Annotated in this window: 13 protein-coding genes and 2 pseudogenes; 11 read left to right on the top strand and 4 right to left on the bottom strand. The window is 68.0% G+C overall.

All coding sequences use genetic code 11. The annotated features are described in order from the left end of the window. Positions 1 to 1,518 precede the first annotated feature (1,518 nt). Entirely contained in the window at positions 1,519 to 2,400 is an 882-nt protein-coding gene (locus IF55_RS21990; protein ID WP_211270020.1) for a helix-turn-helix transcriptional regulator, read from the top strand. A 96-nt stretch (positions 2,401 to 2,496) separates the two neighbouring features. Here IF55_RS21990 and IF55_RS21985 read toward each other — a convergent pair whose 3' ends face one another. Beyond that, positions 2,497 to 3,630, bottom strand: coding sequence for an IS630 family transposase (locus IF55_RS21985; protein WP_030886625.1), 1,134 nt, complete (start codon positions 3,628 to 3,630; stop codon positions 2,497 to 2,499). A gap of 70 nt (positions 3,631 to 3,700) precedes the next feature. Continuing rightward, the gene (locus IF55_RS21980) at positions 3,701 to 4,213 is read right to left on the bottom strand and encodes a PadR family transcriptional regulator (RefSeq protein ID WP_030886621.1); all 513 of its coding nucleotides are present in this window, start codon (positions 4,211 to 4,213) and stop codon (positions 3,701 to 3,703) included. 55 nt (positions 4,214 to 4,268) lie between these two features. Here IF55_RS21980 and IF55_RS21975 point away from each other — a divergent pair, with 55 nt between their 5' ends. Next, the gene (locus IF55_RS21975) at positions 4,269 to 4,958 is read left to right on the top strand and encodes a cysteine hydrolase family protein (RefSeq protein WP_030886618.1); all 690 of its coding nucleotides are present in this window, start codon (positions 4,269 to 4,271) and stop codon (positions 4,956 to 4,958) included. Positions 4,959 to 4,965: 7 nt separating this feature from the next. On the opposite strand, the pseudogene IF55_RS21970 reads toward IF55_RS21975, so the two are convergent. Further along, a pseudogene (locus IF55_RS21970) lies at positions 4,966 to 5,697 on the bottom strand (TetR/AcrR family transcriptional regulator). A gap of 79 nt (positions 5,698 to 5,776) precedes the next feature. Between IF55_RS21970 and IF55_RS40115 the strand changes: the two are divergent. The 7 genes and pseudogenes from IF55_RS40115 to IF55_RS21935 all read left to right on the top strand — a co-directional run bounded on the left by IF55_RS40115 (position 5,777) and on the right by IF55_RS21935 (position 14,195). Further along, on the top strand, positions 5,777 to 6,091 hold the full coding sequence (locus IF55_RS40115; protein WP_063764017.1) for a putative quinol monooxygenase: 315 nt from the start codon (positions 5,777 to 5,779) through the stop codon (positions 6,089 to 6,091). A 190-nt stretch (positions 6,092 to 6,281) separates the two neighbouring features. Further along, a pseudogene (locus tag IF55_RS37460) lies at positions 6,282 to 7,227 on the top strand (IS481 family transposase); the annotation flags it as partial. Between the two features lie 708 nt (positions 7,228 to 7,935). After that, positions 7,936 to 8,700, top strand: coding sequence for an aldo/keto reductase (locus tag IF55_RS21955; protein ID WP_245661297.1), 765 nt, complete (start codon positions 7,936 to 7,938; stop codon positions 8,698 to 8,700). A 177-nt stretch (positions 8,701 to 8,877) separates the two neighbouring features. Then, a complete protein-coding gene (locus tag IF55_RS21950) occupies positions 8,878 to 9,672 on the top strand; it encodes an SDR family oxidoreductase (RefSeq protein WP_030886606.1) in 795 nt (264 codons plus the stop codon). Between the two features lie 689 nt (positions 9,673 to 10,361). After that, entirely contained in the window at positions 10,362 to 11,795 is a 1,434-nt protein-coding gene (gene ngcE, locus IF55_RS21945) for an N-acetylglucosamine/diacetylchitobiose ABC transporter substrate-binding protein (protein ID WP_030886602.1), read from the top strand. A gap of 311 nt (positions 11,796 to 12,106) precedes the next feature. Next, entirely contained in the window at positions 12,107 to 13,024 is a 918-nt protein-coding gene (locus IF55_RS21940; RefSeq protein WP_030886599.1) for a carbohydrate ABC transporter permease, read from the top strand. 193 nt (positions 13,025 to 13,217) lie between these two features. Then, positions 13,218 to 14,195, top strand: a complete 978-nt coding sequence (locus IF55_RS21935) for a carbohydrate ABC transporter permease (RefSeq protein ID WP_030886596.1) — start codon at positions 13,218 to 13,220, stop codon at positions 14,193 to 14,195. 110 nt (positions 14,196 to 14,305) lie between these two features. Here IF55_RS21935 and IF55_RS21930 read toward each other — a convergent pair whose 3' ends face one another. Continuing rightward, positions 14,306 to 15,013 (bottom strand): GNAT family N-acetyltransferase, encoded by a 708-nt coding sequence (locus IF55_RS21930; RefSeq protein ID WP_030886592.1) that lies wholly within the window; start codon positions 15,011 to 15,013, stop codon positions 14,306 to 14,308. A gap of 305 nt (positions 15,014 to 15,318) precedes the next feature. Here IF55_RS21930 and IF55_RS21925 point away from each other — a divergent pair, with 305 nt between their 5' ends. Both IF55_RS21925 and IF55_RS21920 read left to right on the top strand, forming a co-directional pair. Then, entirely contained in the window at positions 15,319 to 16,518 is a 1,200-nt protein-coding gene (locus IF55_RS21925; RefSeq protein ID WP_030886589.1) for an ROK family transcriptional regulator, read from the top strand. Positions 16,519 to 16,913: 395 nt separating this feature from the next. Next, positions 16,914 to 18,023: a substrate-binding domain-containing protein gene (locus tag IF55_RS21920; protein ID WP_030886586.1), complete on the top strand. Its 1,110-nt coding sequence runs from the start codon at positions 16,914 to 16,916 to the stop codon at positions 18,021 to 18,023. The last annotated feature ends 119 nt before the right edge of the window (positions 18,024 to 18,142 follow it).

Raw genomic sequence — 18,142 nt, 5'->3', positions numbered from 1 at the left:
CTCTTGGGGTGGGGGGTGGTTGTGGCTGGGTGGGGTGCTGCCGTGCCGGGGGTGGGTGTCGCTGGGTGGCTGTCGCTGGGTGGACGGGGTGCGTGGGTGGGTGCGGGGCCGGGCTCTCCGGGGTGGGGGCCCGGGACCGTATATTTACGGGCCGCTCACCCGGCAGCCAGCAGTGACCCGGAACTCCGGCCCACAAATACACGTCAGCGTCCCGGACCCCCACCCCTCCGAACCCGGCCCCTCCCGCCCGTACCCGGCCGTCCGTGTGTGGAGGAGCGATGTCCGCGGCCCCGGGGGTGGAGGGCAGGGCCTTTGCGAGGGGGCCTCCAGCAGGGTGGTGGCCCCGGCCCGGGGACGATCTCGGCGGTGGCATGGCCTCCACGGTCTGCTCGCCGTCTACCTGGGCGAGGACGGCAGGAGGCCGGGCTCCAGGGCGGGGCGATCGAGGTGAGCAGGCCACGCAGCCGTTTTTTTGGAGGTGTGGGTGGCGTCCACTGCGAGGTCGCGGTCGGCGTCGTGTCCCAGGGCCGTGGTCAGTTCGGCCCACACCCCTTCTGCGGTGTCGAGGGGGAGTGGGGCGGAGGGGGCAGGGTGCGGGCTGTATCGGCGATGGTGTGGGTGGCACGGGAGCTGGTGTTGCCGCTGTCCGGATGCAGGCCGGCCGGCGCCTCGATGGTTCCGGCCGGTGGGCGACCAGGACAGTCGGTGCAAGGCCGGTTCGCGCACCCACGTCCAGGGCGCAGGGGCTTATTGCTGGGCTTTCCCTCTCCCCGAAGTTTCAGCCGGCGGCTCACTGGCACCGGAGACCGTCAGCCGCATTACGCAGCCCTGGCGCCTGGCTGACACGCCCCCATCAGCAACCACCCGACGCCACCGGGGCCAGCTCGGCGGCCCCTCGGATCATCAGAACGTAATGTGCGTGCTTGGTCGCATCGGTGCCGGGCGTATGCCGGGGGGCGATGTATGGGCCGGCCGGCGGGCGTCCGCAGCGGCGGCCGAGGGTTCGGCTTCGTCGGCTGGGTCGGCCTTGCCTGGCGGTGGGGGTGGGGTGGGGCCGTCCTTCGTCCGGCCGTGCTCTCGGCGAGCTGCGCGACCGAGCGGGGGGAGGCAGCCCTAGCTGCGGTCTTGGCGGGTGGCGGCCCGCTCCGGGCGGGGCGGCTTCGAGATCCGCGACGCGGACGCCGCTTGGCTCTCCTCATACGTCCGCCACCACGCCAAAGCGCTCGGCCGGCGCTCCTTCCTTTGTCCTCCCGAGTTGCCCGGCGGGCTGCGGCCCCAGCGCGACCAGCGCGCGACCGACGAGGAGTGGCGGGCGCCGCCCGGTAGATCACCTTCCCCCGGCGTACGAACCCCGGGGCTGCTTGAGCCGGGCGCTCGGGCGACGGGCCCGCGCAGTTCGGAGGGGTCGCCGCAGCAATGCAGTGGCCCCACTGGTCGCCCGCCGAGGGCACTTCCTGCGCCGCTGACGAACGTTAGTTCGATGTTGTGGGGCGGGTTTACGGTAAGGGGATGGCCACGATGGATCTACGCACCGATATCCGGGAGTTTCTCAGCTCGCGTCGCGCCCGTATCACACCCGAGCAGGCGGGCCTGCCTGCGTACGGCGGCAACCGTCGGGTCAAGGGCCTGCGTCGCGAGGAGGTGGCGCTACTGGCGGGGGTGTCGGTCGACTATTACGTGCGTATGGAGCGCGGCGGCCTCGCTGGTGCCTCCGATGGGGTGCTCGACGCGTTGGCCTCGGCCTTGCAGCTCGACGAGGCCGAGCGCGACCACCTGTTCCACCTCGCGCGCCAATCCGGGGCGCCCAGCGGCCCGCGTCGGCGGGAGCCTGTTGTGACGGTGCGCTCGACACTGCGGCAGGTGCTCGACGCCATTTCTGATGCGCCGGCCTGGATTTGTAACGGGCGTTATGACGTGCTCGCCGTGAATCAACTCGCCGGCGCGCTGTTCTCACCGGTGCTGGCCGACACGCGACGCCCCGCGAACACGGCGCGGTTCGTCTATCTGGCTCCCGAGGCGGCCAAGGATTTCTTTGTCGACTACGACCAAAACGCCGGTGACACGGCCGCGAAGCTACGCATGGAAGTCGGCCGCAACCCGCACGACGAGGACCTGATCGCCCTGGTCGGCGAACTGTCGCGCAGTGAACTGTTTCGGCAGCGCTGGGCAGCTCAGGACGTGCGACTGCACCGGTCCGGACGCAAGCGAATGCACCATCCGATCGTGGGCCGGCTCGACTTGGACGTCGAATCCCTGGAACTGCCCGCCGAACCCGGCCTGCACCTCACCATCTACACCGCCCCCGCAGGCACCCCGACCGCCGACAACCTGGCCCTCCTGGCCTCCTGGGCAGCCACCCAACAGACACCGACCACCGAACTCCAACCACACGACAGCTAGCTGTTCTGCCCACAGAGGTTGGTGATGGCGCGCCGCAGCCGGGCGGCTTGGCTTCTGTCATGCGGGCTCGGCCTTCGTGCGGCTGCTAGTGCCGCATCAGGCAACGTTCGCCCTGTAGACCACAGCTCGTAGCCGTTGATCGTCAGCGTGACGGTTTCGCCAGATGATGTAGCGACGGATCATGCTGCCCTGCTCCTTGTGGCTGGCGTGGTCGGTGCCGTCGAGGGTGAAGTAGCGCAGGGCGGTGAACTGGGCCTCGATGCGGTTCAGCCACGAGCTGTTGGCCGGCGTGTAGGCGAGTTCCACATTGTTGGCTGCGGCCCAGTCGCCGACCCGGCTGTCCTTCTTCGTGGTCAGGTGCGGGGAGAAATTATCGAGCACGATCGCGATGCGGATCTTCGGCGGGTAGAGGCTGCGCAGGTAGCGGCAGAACTCCAGGAATCTCGTCGGGTTCTTCTTCGGCTTGATGTGGCCGTAGAGCTTGTCCTTGCCGAGGTCGTAGGCGGCGAACAGATGCCGGACCCCGTGTGGGCGGGTGTAGGTCGCCCGTCGGCGGGGCCTCGGCTCGCGGTCGGGGTTCTTGTGCTTCCCGCCGCGCTCGGCCCACTGCCGCCCGGGGTGGGGCTGGAGGTTGAGCGGGCCGAACTCGTCTAGGCATAAGACGACTTCGGGCTCGCCGTCCTCGGGTATGACCTCGCCGTCCGCGATCGCGTAGAGGTGCTCGACGCGGGCCTTCTTGGCGGCGTAGTCCGGGTCACGGGAGGTCTTCCAGGTCTTTATGCGTTGAAAGGAGACGCCCTCCTGGCGGAGCAGGACCCGCAGGCCCTCGTGGCTGATGTCGTCGACCACCCCCTCGGCGACCAGGAAGTCGGCCAGCTTGGCCAGGCTCCACGTGGAGAACGGCAGGCCGTGCTCGGCCGGCTTGGACTTGGCGATCTTCTTGATCTCACGACGCTCGGGCAGCGTGAAGGTCCTTGGTCGGCCACCCTTGTACTTGGGGTAGAGGGAGTCGAAGCCGTCGGCGTTGAAGTTGTGGATCACGTCCCGGACTCGGTCGTCGCTGGTGAAGGTCACCTCGGCGACCTTCGCCACGGGCATGCCCTGCGCGGACAGCAGCACCATCTGGGCCCGCCGCCAGGTCACCACCGAACTGGTGCCCCGGCGGATGATCCGCAGCAGGCGCTGTCCCTCGTCGTCTTCGATCTCGCGGACCCGTACCGGCTCTGCCACCCGCACAGTCTCTCGGGGAGTGGCGGCGTCCGGGTTGAGAACGGCAGAGGTGCCTCTGATGGTGCCCGTGTCAGGCCAACACTTCCCGAAGCCAGGACCTTTCCGCGCGGCTGGTGGCACGGGCGATTGTGAGCATGCCGCGCCGGTAGGGGTCGTCAGTGTCGTCGGCACCCAGTGGGCGGTCACCGTCGTGGAAGAAGCTTGCCGGCTGTTCGAGGAACTCCAGTCGGCGGCGCAGTACCGCGTGCTGGTCAGCGGTGTCGGGCAGGTGGGAGAGGAAGGCCAGGACGGTGAAGTAGCGGGTGCTGTCGGTGATGTCCAGACCGTTGGCATCCCGCAGCCGGCGCAGCAACTCGCAGCGGCCGGCGTCGGTCAGGCTCAGGGTGTGCCGCCGAGCGGCCGAAGCGCCCGGTTCGGTCTGCCGAGCGAGCAGTCCGGCGTTGACCAGCCGGTTGATCGCCGGGTAGAGGCTGCCGTCGCTGACCGGCCGAGCGTGGCCGGACAACTGAGCTATGTGGTGGCGAAGTTGATAGCCGTGCAACGGCTCCTCGGCCAGGAATCCCAGGATCGCGAGTTCGAGCATGCTGCTACTCTCGCACATCGAAACGAGGTACCTCGAATCGATGTAGGAGGCGAGAATGACGTACACCGAGGAATGGGTGACCATGCGAGCGCGTGACGCCTACGAGCGCGGCCGGGCATCGTTCGGCGTACGGCCCGAACGGACAGCACTGCTGGTCATCGACATGCAGGACGAGTTCGTCCGGCCCGGCTGGAGTCCCTACTGGGTGCCCGCGGCCACTCGGATGGCGCCACGGCTGCAGCAACTGGTCGAAGAATGCCGGGGCGCCTCGGTTCCGGTGATCTGGACCATCTTCGATGACACCCATCTCGGTCTGGACCGGCCACACGCCCTGCAGTTCCTCCCGCACGCCGACACCGAGTGGCGCCGACCAGGCCCTGCCGAGGTGTGGGCCCCGATGGGGCGCCGCCTCGACGAGGCCGTGATCCGCAAGCCCTCCTACGGAGCGTTCTACGACACCCCGCTCGACACAATGCTGCGCAATCTCGGCCGTGACACGGTCATCGTCACCGGAACGCTCACCAACTACTGCTGTGGCACCACGGCCCGGCAGGCATACGAACGCGGGTACAAGGTCGTCTTCGGATCCGATGTCACGGCCACCGACGACGAGTCCCGGCACGAACCCGAACTCGCCGTCCTGCGCAAGGGCTTCGCGCTCGTTCTGACCGCCGAAGAGATCACCAACCGACTGACCGCAGCCACACTTGCATCACAAGACGAGGAGCGGGCGAACGTTGCCTGATGCGGCACTAGGTGGCGGGCGGGCGGGCCGTGACGCCCGCGATGATGAGGTCGATGCCGGCCAGGAACTGTGCGCGGTCGTCGTGGTCGAGTCCTTGGTCGGCGATGGCTCGGGGGAAGGGGTAGTCCTCGGGGCTGAGCTGTTTCCCTGCGCCCGCCACGGTGTCCATGTAGGCGCTGCGATCGGCTTCCGGTCCGAGGCTGCGGGCGCGCGCGAAGTTCGCGGCGTTCTGGCCGGCGGTGCCGAGGATGTGGTGCATCGGGGTGGACGTCGCGGTGAACCAACTGCTCGCGGGTACGTCCAGCGCGGACACCTGTCGGTCGATGTGCTCGAAGATGGATGTGGTCACCGGTCCGGTGGGGTTGTGGGAGAGCTGGGCGGTGATCTGGGGAGCGAGCCAGGGGCGCCTCTCGATCGCGTCGGAGAGGCCCAAGGCGACGTCGTGTATCGCTCCAGACGGCCCGGCCCTCCCATGCGGCCAGCGCGACGCTGACGACACGGCCTGTGGCGGCGGCCAGAAGTTCCCCCTTGCCGGCCACGTGCCAGGAGATCGCGCCAGGGCCAGTAGCCGGGCGTTCACTGAGTGCCGGGAAGGCAATCCGCTTTCGCCCAACGTGTCCAGCAGGTCGATAGCTGCATCGACGATCCGCTCGCGGGAGAGCGGGGTGGTGCGTCGCTCGGGTTTCGTGCGCGTAGGTGGTGGCGCGCCTCCTTTGACATGCTTGGAATGGTGTTCCATACTTGTTATGGAATGGCATTCCAGCAGGTAGAGGCGGGTTGTGCCAGACACTCCCGCCGCGACGCAGAAGGAGACAGACATGGCACTGAAGGACCAGCCCGCTTACATCATCAAGATGCGCGCCAAGCCGGGGCATGGCGACAAGCTATTCGCGCTGGCGACTGAAGGGATGTACAAGTCGGGGGCCTCCGACCGATTCATCATCCTCCGCGAAGACGCTGACCCCGACGTGCTGTGGAACATCGAGGTGTTCCGCAGTGACGAGGCGAAGGCGGCCTACGAGAACGGCCCTCTCGCCGACGAACTGCGTGACGAGATCCTCGAACACGTCGCCGAGATGGTCATGCGCGTCGAAGCCCACCCGTATTCCGCTCTGCCCGCCGACCCGGCCTGAGCGCGGCGAGGTGCCCGCCGAACCAGCTCTTCGGCGGGCGCCTCGTCCCTCTCACCCCAGCACCGGCGAGCTTTCCCGAATTCACCCCGCCCCTCCGGTCAGGGACCAGATCGGACGCCACCCAACGGCCGGGTGCACGAGACATCACTCGTGCACCCGGCCATCGTCATCCTCTGAACCAGAGACCGGCATGGTCCACCGCAACGCACCTCTGAAGGAAACCGGCCGCCTGCGCTTGGCACAGCGCGTGGTCGACGATCGATGGCCACTGCGCCGCGCGGCTGAACGCTTCCAAGGCTCGCCCACCACTGCGAAACGGTGGGCTGACCGCTACCGCGAGTAAGGACCAGCCGGGATGACGGACCGCTCCAGGCGCCCGCACTTCAGCCCACGTCAGACGCCGACACGAACCGAGCGGCGCATCATCAAAGTCCGCGTCCTGCGCCGCTGGGGCCCAGCCCGCATCTCCTACCTGCTCGGCCTGAACCCCGCCACCGTGCACCGAGTACTCAGCCGATACCGAATCGCCGGCTGTCGCATCTGGACCGCACCACAGACCGCGTCATCCGACGCTACGAGCACGCCGTCCCAGGGGAGTTGGTGCATGACGACATCAAGAAGCCCGGCAACATACCCAACGGTGGCGGCCATCAGGTCCTGGGCCGTCAGGCCGGTCGCAAGAACCGGATCGGCGGGGCTACAGCTACCTGCACAACGCTGTCGACGATCATTCCCGCCTGGCCTACAGCGAGATCCTCGCCGACGAGAAAAAGGAGACCGCCGCAGGGTTCTGGACCCGGGCGCAGCACTTCTTCAGTCAGGCCGGGATCACCGTCCAGCGCGTCCTGACCGACAACGGCTCCTTTTACCGTTCGCGCACCTGGGCCGACACCCTTGCCGACGCAGGGATCACTCACAAACGCACCTGCCCCCACCGCCCACAGACCAACGGCACAGTTGAACGCTTCAACCGCACCCTCCTCGACGCATGGGCCTACGCCAAGCCCTACCTCAGCGAGCAGGAACGCCGGGACGCGCTCCCTGGGCGGCTACACAATTACAACCATCACCGGAAACACACCGCTCTGATGGGGCTACCTCCCGCCAGCCGTGTCCCCACCCTCTCGGGTCAGTACGGTCGGCCACGTCCCGGCAGGTTCCGTCACCCCCAGCAGCCGAAGGGTCCGCCAGAACCCCGCTCGGCACCCCCCGCGTCCGCTGGTGGTCGCGCGGTGACGGGAAGGCGCTCTCAAGGGCTCCGGCCCCAGCCATTTCCGGGCTCTGAACAGCGAAGACCTGGCCGGGAGCCGTCCCCCGCCGGCCCCCGGGCCCGGCACGACTGTTGCCCCTGTCGAAGTCGATGGCCTGAGGGCATGTTCGCCGCCAACACCAAGGACGCCGCGACCGCCACGCGGAGCCGCGGCGGCCCCGACAGCGGCCCGCGCCGAGGGCCGGGCCCGCGCGCCGTCCTCGCCACCCTGCGTACGCGATCTGGCGCTGCGCGATGCCGCACAACCCCTGCTCTGGATCGACATCGTCCAGATCGAGGTCGCTCTGGGCCGCCGCCCCGACGCGACGGCCCGCCGGGCCCGCCCTGCCTAGACGCCGAAAGACCCGCAGAAGCAGATGGCGCCCCAGGAAAGGCCGAAGGTTGACGAAGGGGGTTCTTTCAGTACCTGTATTACGAGGGGCTCCCTGTCGGCCGCTGAGGCTGTTTAACCTGGGGTCGGTTCCCGGCTGAGAGCAAGGGAAGCAATGGGCAGGTGATCTTTCTGAAGGAGCATCCGTAGTGCAGAAGCGCAAACTTGGACAGCAGCTCGAAGTTTCAGCCCTGGGGCTAGGTGGTGATAGCTACCAAGTTCGGCATCAAGCACGGCGAACACGGGCCGACCCCGGTGTCGCGGGTCGATAGCCGACCCGAGCAGATCCGCCGGGCGACCGAGGCCTCGCTCAAGCGCCTTCGAACCGAGTACATCGACCTGCTCTATCAACACCGTGTCGACCCCGACGTGCCCATTGAAGAAGTGGCCGGGACGGTAAAAGAGCTGATTTCCGAAGGCAAGGTCAAGCACTTCGGTCTGTCGGAGGCCGGCGCGTCGACGATCAGCCGTGCCCACGCCGTACAGCCTGTGGCGGCGCTGCAAAGTGAATACTCGCTCTGGTCGCGAGAGCACGAGGCCGACATTCTTCCGACCTTGGAGAAGCTGGGCATTGGCCTGGTGCCCTACAGCCCGCTCGGGAAGGGGTATCTGACCGGAAAAATCAATTCCAGCACGTCGCTGGCAGACGACGATCTGCGCCGCGTCCTGCCGCGCTTCACGCCCGAAGCGCGACAGGCAAATCAGGCACTGGTCGAGCTGCTCCAGCAGATCGGCGACGACAAGGGAGCCACGCCGGCTCAGATCGCCCTCGCCTGGGTGCTGGCGCAGAAGCCGTGGTTCGTGCCGATCCCCGGCACCACCAAGCTGCACCGTCTGGAAGAGAACCCAGGCGCACTCGACATCGAGCTGACGCCCGGTGACTTGCGGCGCATCGAGGAGGCCGCGGCCCGCATTCATATTCAGGGCGGGCGCGTTCCCGAGCATCTGAAGTCATCGTTCGGCCGCTGACCGGCCCGCTCGAATTACGCACCGGCCTCCGCGATCTAGGCCGAACCGACACGGTCGACGCGCACTGGCTTGCAGTCCGATGGCACTTGAGGCAGTTGCGGACGCCGTTCGGACAGATGAACCGAACCTCCGACGCGTCCACGCGTCATCCCGCACAACCAGAAAGAATGGCAGCAAGTGGTAGACAACCAATTCACAACGCATGCAGGACTTTTCGATCTGCGCGGAAAGCGCGCGCTCGTCACCGGTGGCACCAGAGGCATCGGAATGATGATCGCGCGTGGTCTCCTCCAGGCGGGTGCCCGCGTGGTCATCAGCTCACGCAACGCGGAAGCGTGCGCTCAGGCGCAGGACGAGCTGTCCGCGTTCGGTGAGGTGCGGGCCATCCCCGCCGATCTGTCCCGCCACGACGAGTGTCGGCGATTGGTCGACCTCGTCACCGCGGACTCGGACCGTCTCGACATCCTCGTCAACAACGCGGGCGCCCTGTGGGACGAGCCGCTGGAGACGTTCCCGGACGCGGCCTGGGGCACGGTCGTCGACCTCAACCTGAAGTCGCCGTTCTGGCTGGTCCAGGCGCTGCTGCCGGCGCTGCGCGGGGCGGGCACCGCCGACGATCCCGCGCGGGTCATCAACATCGGCAGCATCGCCGCCATCCACGTCCCTCATCGGCCCAACTACTCGTACTCCAGCAGCAAGGCGGCCCTGCATCAACTCACCCGAGTGCTCGCCAGGGAGCTGGGGCCGCAGCACATCACCGTGAACGCCGTGGCGCCGGGAGCGTTCCCGTCGGCGATGATGGCTGCAACCCTCGACGAGTTCGGCGAGGCGATCGCGGCATCGGCCCCGCTACGCCGGATCGGCCGCGACGACGACATGGCGGGTATCGCCGTGTTCCTCGCCAGCCGGGCCGGCGCATACCTGACAGGCACCGTGATCCCCGTCGACGGCGGCATCGCCACCACCGCATAGGCCCCCAGGGTCTGGCTGCGGAAGCCGATCCCGATCGTTGGTGATCACCGTCTGTGGGACGTGGACACCTGACGTCCAGTCAACGACAGTAATGTGGGCTGCTGTTGTTACTGAACCTCGCGTTAGGGCCCCCACCGGTACGGGCGTGGCGTGGTGAACCCGCACGGGCACTCCCTGGCGTGACATACCGGAACGCTACGGGCCGTGGCGCCGGGGCCATAACCTGTTCCGGCGCCGGCAGCGCGATGGCCCCCGCCCCCGCTCGCCGGAGGCGGGGGTTTGTCGCGGTCACGACAGGGGGGTGGTGGGTGCGGTGGGTGACTGGCGCGGGGCGGGTGCCGGGCCGTGGTGGGCGGCGGAGTAGGGGGTTTCGAAGGCGCGCCGCGCGCAATATGTCATCGAGGTCTCAACTCGGGAAAGACTGCAGACGAAAGCTGTATTCGATCTTGCTCATTCGGCGGGCAGTGGACTATACCTGTCGGCGTCCGGGCAGGTCGTACGTCACCGTCCGGATCCGGGGGGAAGTCATCGGGAGAACGTCGGACCCGATGTGCACAGCGCCGAGCCCCGGGCATACCCAGCACAACCCTGCTTCGACTGACCCGCGGTGTCGGGCCCTTCGCCGAAGGCGAGTTTTAAGGGGAGACCGGCTTACCGCCTGAGTCCTGTTGGAAAGCGAGGACTTGAGCATGGGATCCACCTCAGAATTCAGCCGTCGAGACCTGATCAAGCGAGCAGCGGCCATCGGCCTCATCTCCGTCCCCTCAATCAGCGTCCTCAGCGCCTGCGCCAGTGGCGACAGCGGCGACGACGACAACAAGGGGAACAAGGGCAAGAAGACCGATAAGAACCCTCTCGCCGTCAATGAGAGCGCCCCCCTGGACGTCGTCATCTTCGACGGCGGACTCGGCGACCAGTACGCGAAGGACTCCGAGGCGCTTTACAAGCAGGCGTTCCCCAAGGCGTCGATCAAGCACACGCCGACGCAGAAGATCCAGACCTCGCTCCAGCCCCGGTTCAACGGCGGCACACCGCCGGACCTGATCGACAACTCCGGCGCCGAGCAGATGGACATGGGCACCCTGGTGGGCAAGCGCCAGCTCGCCGACCTCAACGATCTGCTCGACGCCCGCTCCATCGACGACCCGGGCAAGACGGTGCGCGACACGCTGCGCCCCGGGGTCGCCGAAATGGGCAAGTTCGACGGCGACGAGACCTGGGTGCTCTATTACGCCTACACCGTCTACGGGGTCTGGTACTCGAAGACCAATCTCGACAAGCTCGACGCCGAGTACCCGGAGACCTGGGACGACATGCTCGCCCTGTGCGCCAAGGCGAAGAAGAAGGGCATAGCCGGCTGGACGTACCCGGGCAAGTACCCGTACTACCTGCCGTTCAGCCTCTATCCCTTCATCGGCAAGATCGGCGGCGCCGAGGTCCTGGACAGCATCGACAACCTGGAGCCGAACGCCTGGAAACACCCCGCGGTGAAATCCGCTTTCGAGGCGTATTACGAGCTGTACAAGCGGGGTTACATCCTCCAGGGCACGCCGGGCCTCACGCACATCGAAGCGCAGACGGCGTGGAACGAGGGAAAGGCGCTGTTCATTCCGAACGGCTCCTGGGTGGAGAACGAGTCGAAGAAGACCACCCCCAAGGATTTCGAGATGACCGTCAGCGCGCCCTCGGGTCTGGACAGCAGCGACAAACTGCCGTTCGGCACGCTGTGGGCGTCGGGCAGCGAGCCCTACATCGTGCCGAAGGCCGCGAAGAACCCGCGGGGCGGCATGGAGCTGTTGCGGATCATGCTCGGCAAGCAGGCCTCTCAGAACTTCGTCAAGCAGGTCTCGTCGCTCACCTCCCTCAACGGCGGCACCGAGGGCGTCGCCCTGCCGCCGGGGCTGAAGTCCGCGCAGGCCGCGGCCGCCAAGGCCGGCAAGAACGTCCTCAACCCCCGGCTCCAGGACTGGTACGTGGCGCTGCAGAAGGAGAAGATCGGCGTCTCCGCGCTGGGCGAGATGATGGCGGGGCGGATGACCCCGGACGAGACGATCAAGAAGATCCAGAAGTTCACCGACGACACCCGTAACGACGACTCCGTCAAGAAGTACAAGCACCGGTGAGGTGAGCGGCGGCGGCCTGGCCGTTCGGCCGGTCCGAGGCCCCGAGTCCTTTCGTGGGCCTGGAGCCCCGAGCCCGTTTCGCGGGTTCGGCGCGCTTCGGCCTTCGGAGGTCTCTCCTACGGGCCGGGCCCTCGTACGGCCGGGGGCCTCGTGTGGCCGGGCCCCCGTACAGCCGGGGCTCCGTATGGCCGGGTCCTCGTACGGCCGGGTCTCGTGTGAGCGGGCCTCCGCGCGGCCGGGTCGTCCGCCGTATTCCTCTCGCCCGCCTCACCAACGACGGCACCCGCACGGGAAGATCGGGGTCGGTTGACATGCAACACGGTAAGTACCGTTTCATCGTGGGGTTCTTGCTCCTGCCCCTGGTGCTTTACGGGGTCTTCGTCATATCGCCGTTCATCCAGGCCATCTACTACTCGTTCACGGACTGGACCGGCCTGAGCTCCGACTTCAAAATGGTCGGGTTCAAGAACTACCAACACATGTTCAAGGACGACGTGTTCTGGACATCCGTCGGGCACAACGTCCTGCTGTTGTTGCTGCTGCCGCTGGTGACCCTCGGGCTCGGCCTGTTCTTCGCCTTCATGCTCAACGTCGGCGGCCGCCGCAGGAAGAACGCGGCCGTCGCCGGCGTGCGCGGTTCGAGCTTCTACAAAATCGTCTACTTCTTTCCGCAGGTGCTCTCGATCGCGATCGTCGCCCTGCTCTTCCAGTTCGCCTACAACCCCAACAGTGGCGCCATCAACTCATTCCTCAAGGCCATCGGCCTCGACTCCGTGCAGCCCGAATGGCTGGGCGACCCCCAACTCGCCCTGTGGTGCGTGATGGCGGTGATGGTGTGGAGCAATGTCGGCTTCTACGTGGTGCTTTTCTCCGCCGGGATGAGCTCCATTCCGAAGGACTATTACGAAGCCGCCCTCCTCGACGGTGCCAACCGCATCCAGAGCTTCTTCAAAATCACGCTGCCACTGCTGTGGGACACCGTGCAGACCGGCTGGGTCTATATGGGGATCATGGCGCTGGACGGCTTCGCGGTCGTACAGATCATGACGGTGGGGCCGGGCGGCCCGGACTACTCCACCGAGCTGCTGTCCTTCTTCCTCTACACCAAGGCGTTCCGCGACGGGCAGGCCGGCTACGCGACCACGCTGGGCGTCGCACTGCTCATCGTCACGCTGATCTTCGCGGGCATCGTCATGAAGCTCGGCCGACGCGAACGGCTGGAGTTCTGATGGGCGCGCCACGCCGACTGGGCGCTGCACACCGGCTCAGCGCGCCACGCCGGCTGGGCACAGCATGCGAGTTGCGGGCGGCACGCGCGTCGACGGCAGTGGCCCCACCGAACGCACCAGGAGAATTGAGGGGAGCACAGTGACCGCGCAAGCAGAGCCCTCGGGCCCGGGCCGCCGCCCGGACGCGATGCGGATGAGCGCCGAAGCCGGTCCGGTACCCGGCCCGGGCTCCGGGTCCGGCTCCGGCCCTGGGGCCGGCTCCGGTGTCGGATCGGGCTCCGGAGCGCCGCCGCGGCCCGGCGGCCCGGCCAAGATCGACTCACCGCGAGGCCGCATCGGCAGCGAGGGCCGGGTCCTCAACGTCTTCTCGCACGGAACCCTGATCATCTGGGCGCTTATGGTCACCCTGCCGCTGCTCTGGGCGGTGATGAGCTCCCTCAAGGACGATAAGTCGATCTTCACCTCGCCCTGGTCGGTCCCCACCAGCCTGCACTTCGACAACTGGGCCCGCGCCTGGGACCAGGCCCACATGAGCCAGTACTTCCTCAACTCGATCATCGTCGTGGCCGGTTCGCTCACCGGAACGATGCTGCTGGGCTCGATGGCCGCCTACGTACTGGCGCGGTTCGAGTTCCCCGGCAACCGCTTCATCTACTTCCTGTTCGTGGGCGGGATGAGCTTCCCGATCATCCTGGCGCTGGTGCCGCTGTTCTTCGTCATGAAGAACATGGGGCTGCTGGACACCTATCCGGGGCTGATCCTCGTCTACATCGCCTACTCACTGCCGTTCACGATCTTCTTCATGAGCGGCTTCTTCCGCACGCTGCCCAGCTCCGTCGCCGAGGCGGCGATCATCGACGGGGCGTCTCACACCCGGACGTTCTTCCAGGTCATGCTGCCGATGGCCAAGCCGGGGCTGATCAGCGTCGGCATCTTCAACTTCCTCGGCCAGTGGAACCAGTACCTGCTGCCCGCCGTGCTCAACGTCGGCGACGAGGACAAGAAGCTGCTGCCCCAGGGGCTGGTGGCCCTGGCCGTCAGCCAGGGCTACAAGGGCGACTGGTCGGGGCTCTTCGCCGGGCTCGTCATAGCGATGCTGCCGGTCCTGGCCGCGTACATCATCTTCCAGCGGCAGGTGCAGAGCGGCCTGACAGCGGGGGCGATCAAGTAGCGGGGGCTCCCTCCAGGGCCCGTACGACGCCGGACGCGGGACGTAGGGCGGCAGGCTGAGCAGGTCGGGCCCGTGCGCTTCTGGGCGTACGGGCCCGGCGGCGCCTTCCGTCAGCGCAGCGTCCAGATCCAGCCCAGCGGGGTGAGCCCGAGGGTGCGGGCGACCGACTGGGAGGCGTGGTTGGCGGCGCTGGTGCTGTAGAAGAGCACCTGCTTGTTCCGGCGCTCGCGCTCCGACCAGGCGGCGACGACGGCCGGGGCGAGGCGCCGGCCGCGGAAGTCGGCGCGGGTCCAGATCCCCGCCTCCGCGGCCGTGGCGTTCTTGGCGGGGGAGAAGCAGATCGACACGGGCGCGCGGTCGTGCACGGCCATCGCCCATTCGCCCAGCTCACCGGCGATCAGCTCGCCCCACTCGCCGGGCTCCCAGTTGCCGGGGCGCGTCAGCGCCGCCGCGGCGCGCTCGCCGTCCTCGTCGGAGGTGATCAGGGGGAGCGAGGCCGGGGGCGGGGCGGCGAAGGTGCCCGGGAAGACGTAGCTGGGGCCGCCGGAGACGGCCGCGGGCGCCGCGCCGGTCTCCTCGGCCAGCCGTTCCAGCGCGCGTGGCGGCTCCCCGGGCGCGTACGGCTGGGTCTGCTCGGGCCACCCCTCGGGCTCCGCCGTGTCCGGCCGCACCGCGAAGACGCGGGCCCGGGGCGACCAGGACCACACCGCGCGCACCTTCGGGTCCCGCACTCCGGGCAGGCTCCGGCCGGGCTCCTCGGTGAGCCCGTAGATCGCGTCCGCCTCCAGCCGCAGCAACTGTTCGTCGTCCCAATTCATCCCGTCAGGCTAAGCCGTTGCCCGTTGCCCGTTGCCCGTTGCCCGTTGCCCTGGGGCCGTAGCCCGTCGCGCGGCTCCGTAGCCGGGTAGCTGGGCGACTCCGACCCGTTACCGAAAATATGTGCGAATATGGGAAGATTCACTACGGGCTGCCAGGTGGATGCCGCCGCTCAAGGTCTTGACGGGATACAACCGGGCCAGCTCAGCTTAGAGTTCACATGTTGGAGACATGGCCGGGCTCCACTGGTGTGGCCCGGCCGACGGGGCGGCCGTCGTGTCGCCCGTCGAGGCGGGAGTGGATGGGCGTGGAGACTCCGGGATCGCAGTCGTCGCTGCACCGGGCCAACCTGGAACGGGTCGTGCGCGCCGTGCGGATGGCCGGGTCGCTCACCCAGGCGGAGATCGCCAGGACCACCGGCCTGTCCGCCGCCACGGTCTCCAACATCGTGCGGGAGTTGAAGGAAGGCGGCACGGTGGAGGTCACGCCGACCTCCTCCGGGGGCCGCCGGGCGCGCAGCGTCTCGCTCTCCGGCGACGCCGGCATCGTCGTCGGGGTCGACTTCGGCCATACGCACCTCCGCGTCGCGATCGGCAACCTCGCCCACAAGGTGCTCGACGAGAAGACCGAGCCGCTGGACGTGGACGCGTCCGCCGCGCAGGGGATGGACCGGGCCGAGGTGCTGGTGAGCCGCCTGATCGAGAGCAACGGCATCAGCCGCCACAAGATCGTCGGGGTGGGGCTCGGCGTGCCCGGCCCCATCGACGTCGAGACCGGGGTGCTCGGCTCGACCTCGATCCTGCCGGGCTGGGTCGGCACCAATCCGCGCGACGACCTCGCCGCCCGCCTCGGGGTCCCGGTGTACGTCGACAACGATGCCAACCTCGGCGCGCTCGGCGAGCTGGTCTGGGGCGGCGGGCGCGGCGCGGCCGACCTCGCGTACATCAAGGTGGCGAGCGGCGTCGGGGCCGGGCTGGTGATCAGCGGGCGGATCTACCGCGGGCCCGGTGGTACGGCCGGGGAGATCGGTCACATCACCCTCGACGAGTCCGGGCCGGTGTGCCGGTGCGGCAACCGCGGCTGCCTGGAGACGTTCACCGCCGCCCGCTACGTCCTCCCGCTGCTGCACTCCAGCCACGGCCCCAAGCTGACGGTCGAGCGGATGGTGGAGCTGGCCGGCGAGGGCGACCCCGGCTGCCGCCGGGTCATCGCGGACGTGGGGCGGCACATCGGCAGCGGGGTGGCGAACCTCTGCAATCTCCTCAACCCGAGCCGCGTCGTGCTCGGCGGCGACCTCGCGGGCGCCGGTGAACTGGTGCTCGCGCCGATAAGGGACTCCGTCGCGCGGTACGCGATCCCCAGCGCCGCGCGGCAGTTGGCGGTCGTGCCCGGCACCCTGGGCGGCCGCGCCGAGGTGCTCGGCGCGCTGGCGCTCGTACTCAGCGAGATGGGCGATTCGACCTTGTTGGACCGGGCCCAGCCGACGGACGCCACCGCCCTCGCCTGATGGCTCGGGCGGCCCGCCCCGAGGACGACGCAAGACCTCGTCCGGCCGCTCCGGCGTCCCTCAGCCGGGCGGTGCGCCTCCTTCGTCCTACCGCGCCGATAGCGCCCTCTTCCGGTCGGCACGCCGCCCTCGTCCGACATCCCCGGCGGTCCCCGCCCGGACCGCCATACCGCCCTCGTCCGACCGCTCCGGCGGTCCTCTCCCGGGCGGCGCGCTGCCTTCCCGCGGCGCCCTCGTCCGGCTGCCGCCGCTTCCGCCCCTTGAGTTCACGCAGATAACGAATGGCATCGTTGCCATCTCGTTAAGAATTTACTTCTTGACGCCCCTGTGGCGGCCGAGTTGACTTCCAGCCACCTCGGCCGCAAGGACGCGGCCTCGTCAGGGAGGTATCTCACGTGAACACGCATCTGCGTCGTGCTGCCGTGGCCGTGGCCGCCGTCTCCATGGCCGCCGGGCTCGCCGCCTGTGGTTCGGCCAAGGAGGCCGGGGACAACGGTGGGAAGAAGAAGAACAAGAGCGGTCCGCTCACCATCGGGCTGCTGCTCCCCGAGAACCAGACCGCGCGGTACGAGCGGTTCGACCGGCCGCTGATGGAGAAGAAGATCAAGGAGTTGGCGGGCGCCGACACCCAGATCGTCTACGAGAACGCCAAGCAGGACCCGTCCGTTCAGCAGCAGCAGGTCAACGCGGTGATCACCAAGAAGGTCGACGCGCTGATCCTGGACGCCGTGGACGCCAAATCCATAGCCAGCTCGGTCAAGAAGGCCGACGACGCGGGCATCCCCGTCGTCGCCTTCGACCGCCTCGCCGAGGGCCCCATCAAGGCGTACACCTCGGTCGACAACGAGCGCGTCGGCAAGATCCAGGGCGAGTCGCTGCTCAAGGAGCTCGGCGACAAGGCGTCCAAGGGCCAGATCGTCATGATGAACGGGTCGATCACCGACCCGAACGCCAAGTCCTACAAGGACGGCGCCCACTCCGTGCTCGACGGCAAGGTCAAGATCGGCCGCGAGTACGACACCCAGGAGTGGAAGCCGGAGAACGCCAACCAGAACATGAAGGGCGCCATCGCCTCGCTCGGCAAGGACAACATCGTCGGCGTCTACTCCGCCAACGACGGTATGGCGGGCGGCATCATCACCGCGCTCAAGGGCGCGGGTTACTCCAAGCTCCCGCCCGTCACCGGCCAGGACGCCGAACTCGCCGCCGTCCAGCGCATCCTCGCCGACGAGCAGTTCATGAGCGTCTACAAGCCGTACAAGCCCGAGGCCGACGCCGCCGCCGAGATGGCCGTCGCCCTCGCCAAGGGCAAGTCGCTCGACGGAATCGCCAAGTCCACCGTCGACAGCGGCTCCGTGAAGAAGGTGCCCTCCATCATCGTCACCCCCTTCGCGCTGACCAAGGCCGACATCGGCAAGTACGTCGGCAAGGAAGGCTTCTTCAACCTGAACGAGATCTGCACGGCCAAGTACAAGGAGCAGTGCGACAAGGCCGGCCTGAAGTAAGGCGGCCGGGCTGGTGGTTCACCGATGACATCTGTTCCATCGATTCCGCCGAGTCCGTCGGCCGGTTGCTCGATTCCGTCGACTTCCCCGCCCCGTACCCGTATGGGAATCGCGTACGC

This window comes from Streptomyces varsoviensis, from assembly GCF_000718635.1.
In the GTDB taxonomy this organism is placed as follows: Bacteria; Actinomycetota; Actinomycetes; order Streptomycetales; family Streptomycetaceae; genus Streptomyces; species Streptomyces varsoviensis.
Note: the sequence above shows the minus strand (reverse complement) of the source record. Positions and strands in the feature narration are given on the sequence as shown.

Bases quoted from the DNA above. Each gene is read 5' to 3' on its own strand.
- IF55_RS21990 (WP_211270020.1), top strand. From the start codon at position 1,519: ATGGATCTACGCACCGATATCCGGGAGTTTCTCAGCTCGCGTCGCGCC.
- IF55_RS21980 (WP_030886621.1), bottom strand. From the start codon at position 4,213: ATGCTCGAACTCGCGATCCTGGGATTCCTGGCCGAGGAGCCGTTGCAC.
- IF55_RS21975 (WP_030886618.1), top strand. From the start codon at position 4,269: ATGACGTACACCGAGGAATGGGTGACCATGCGAGCGCGTGACGCCTAC.
- IF55_RS40115 (WP_063764017.1), top strand. From the start codon at position 5,777: ATGGCACTGAAGGACCAGCCCGCTTACATCATCAAGATGCGCGCCAAG.
- ngcE (WP_030886602.1), top strand. From the start codon at position 10,362: ATGGGATCCACCTCAGAATTCAGCCGTCGAGACCTGATCAAGCGAGCA.
- IF55_RS21940 (WP_030886599.1), top strand. From the start codon at position 12,107: ATGCAACACGGTAAGTACCGTTTCATCGTGGGGTTCTTGCTCCTGCCC.
- IF55_RS21935 (WP_030886596.1), top strand. From the start codon at position 13,218: ATGAGCGCCGAAGCCGGTCCGGTACCCGGCCCGGGCTCCGGGTCCGGC.
- IF55_RS21930 (WP_030886592.1), bottom strand. From the start codon at position 15,013: ATGAATTGGGACGACGAACAGTTGCTGCGGCTGGAGGCGGACGCGATC.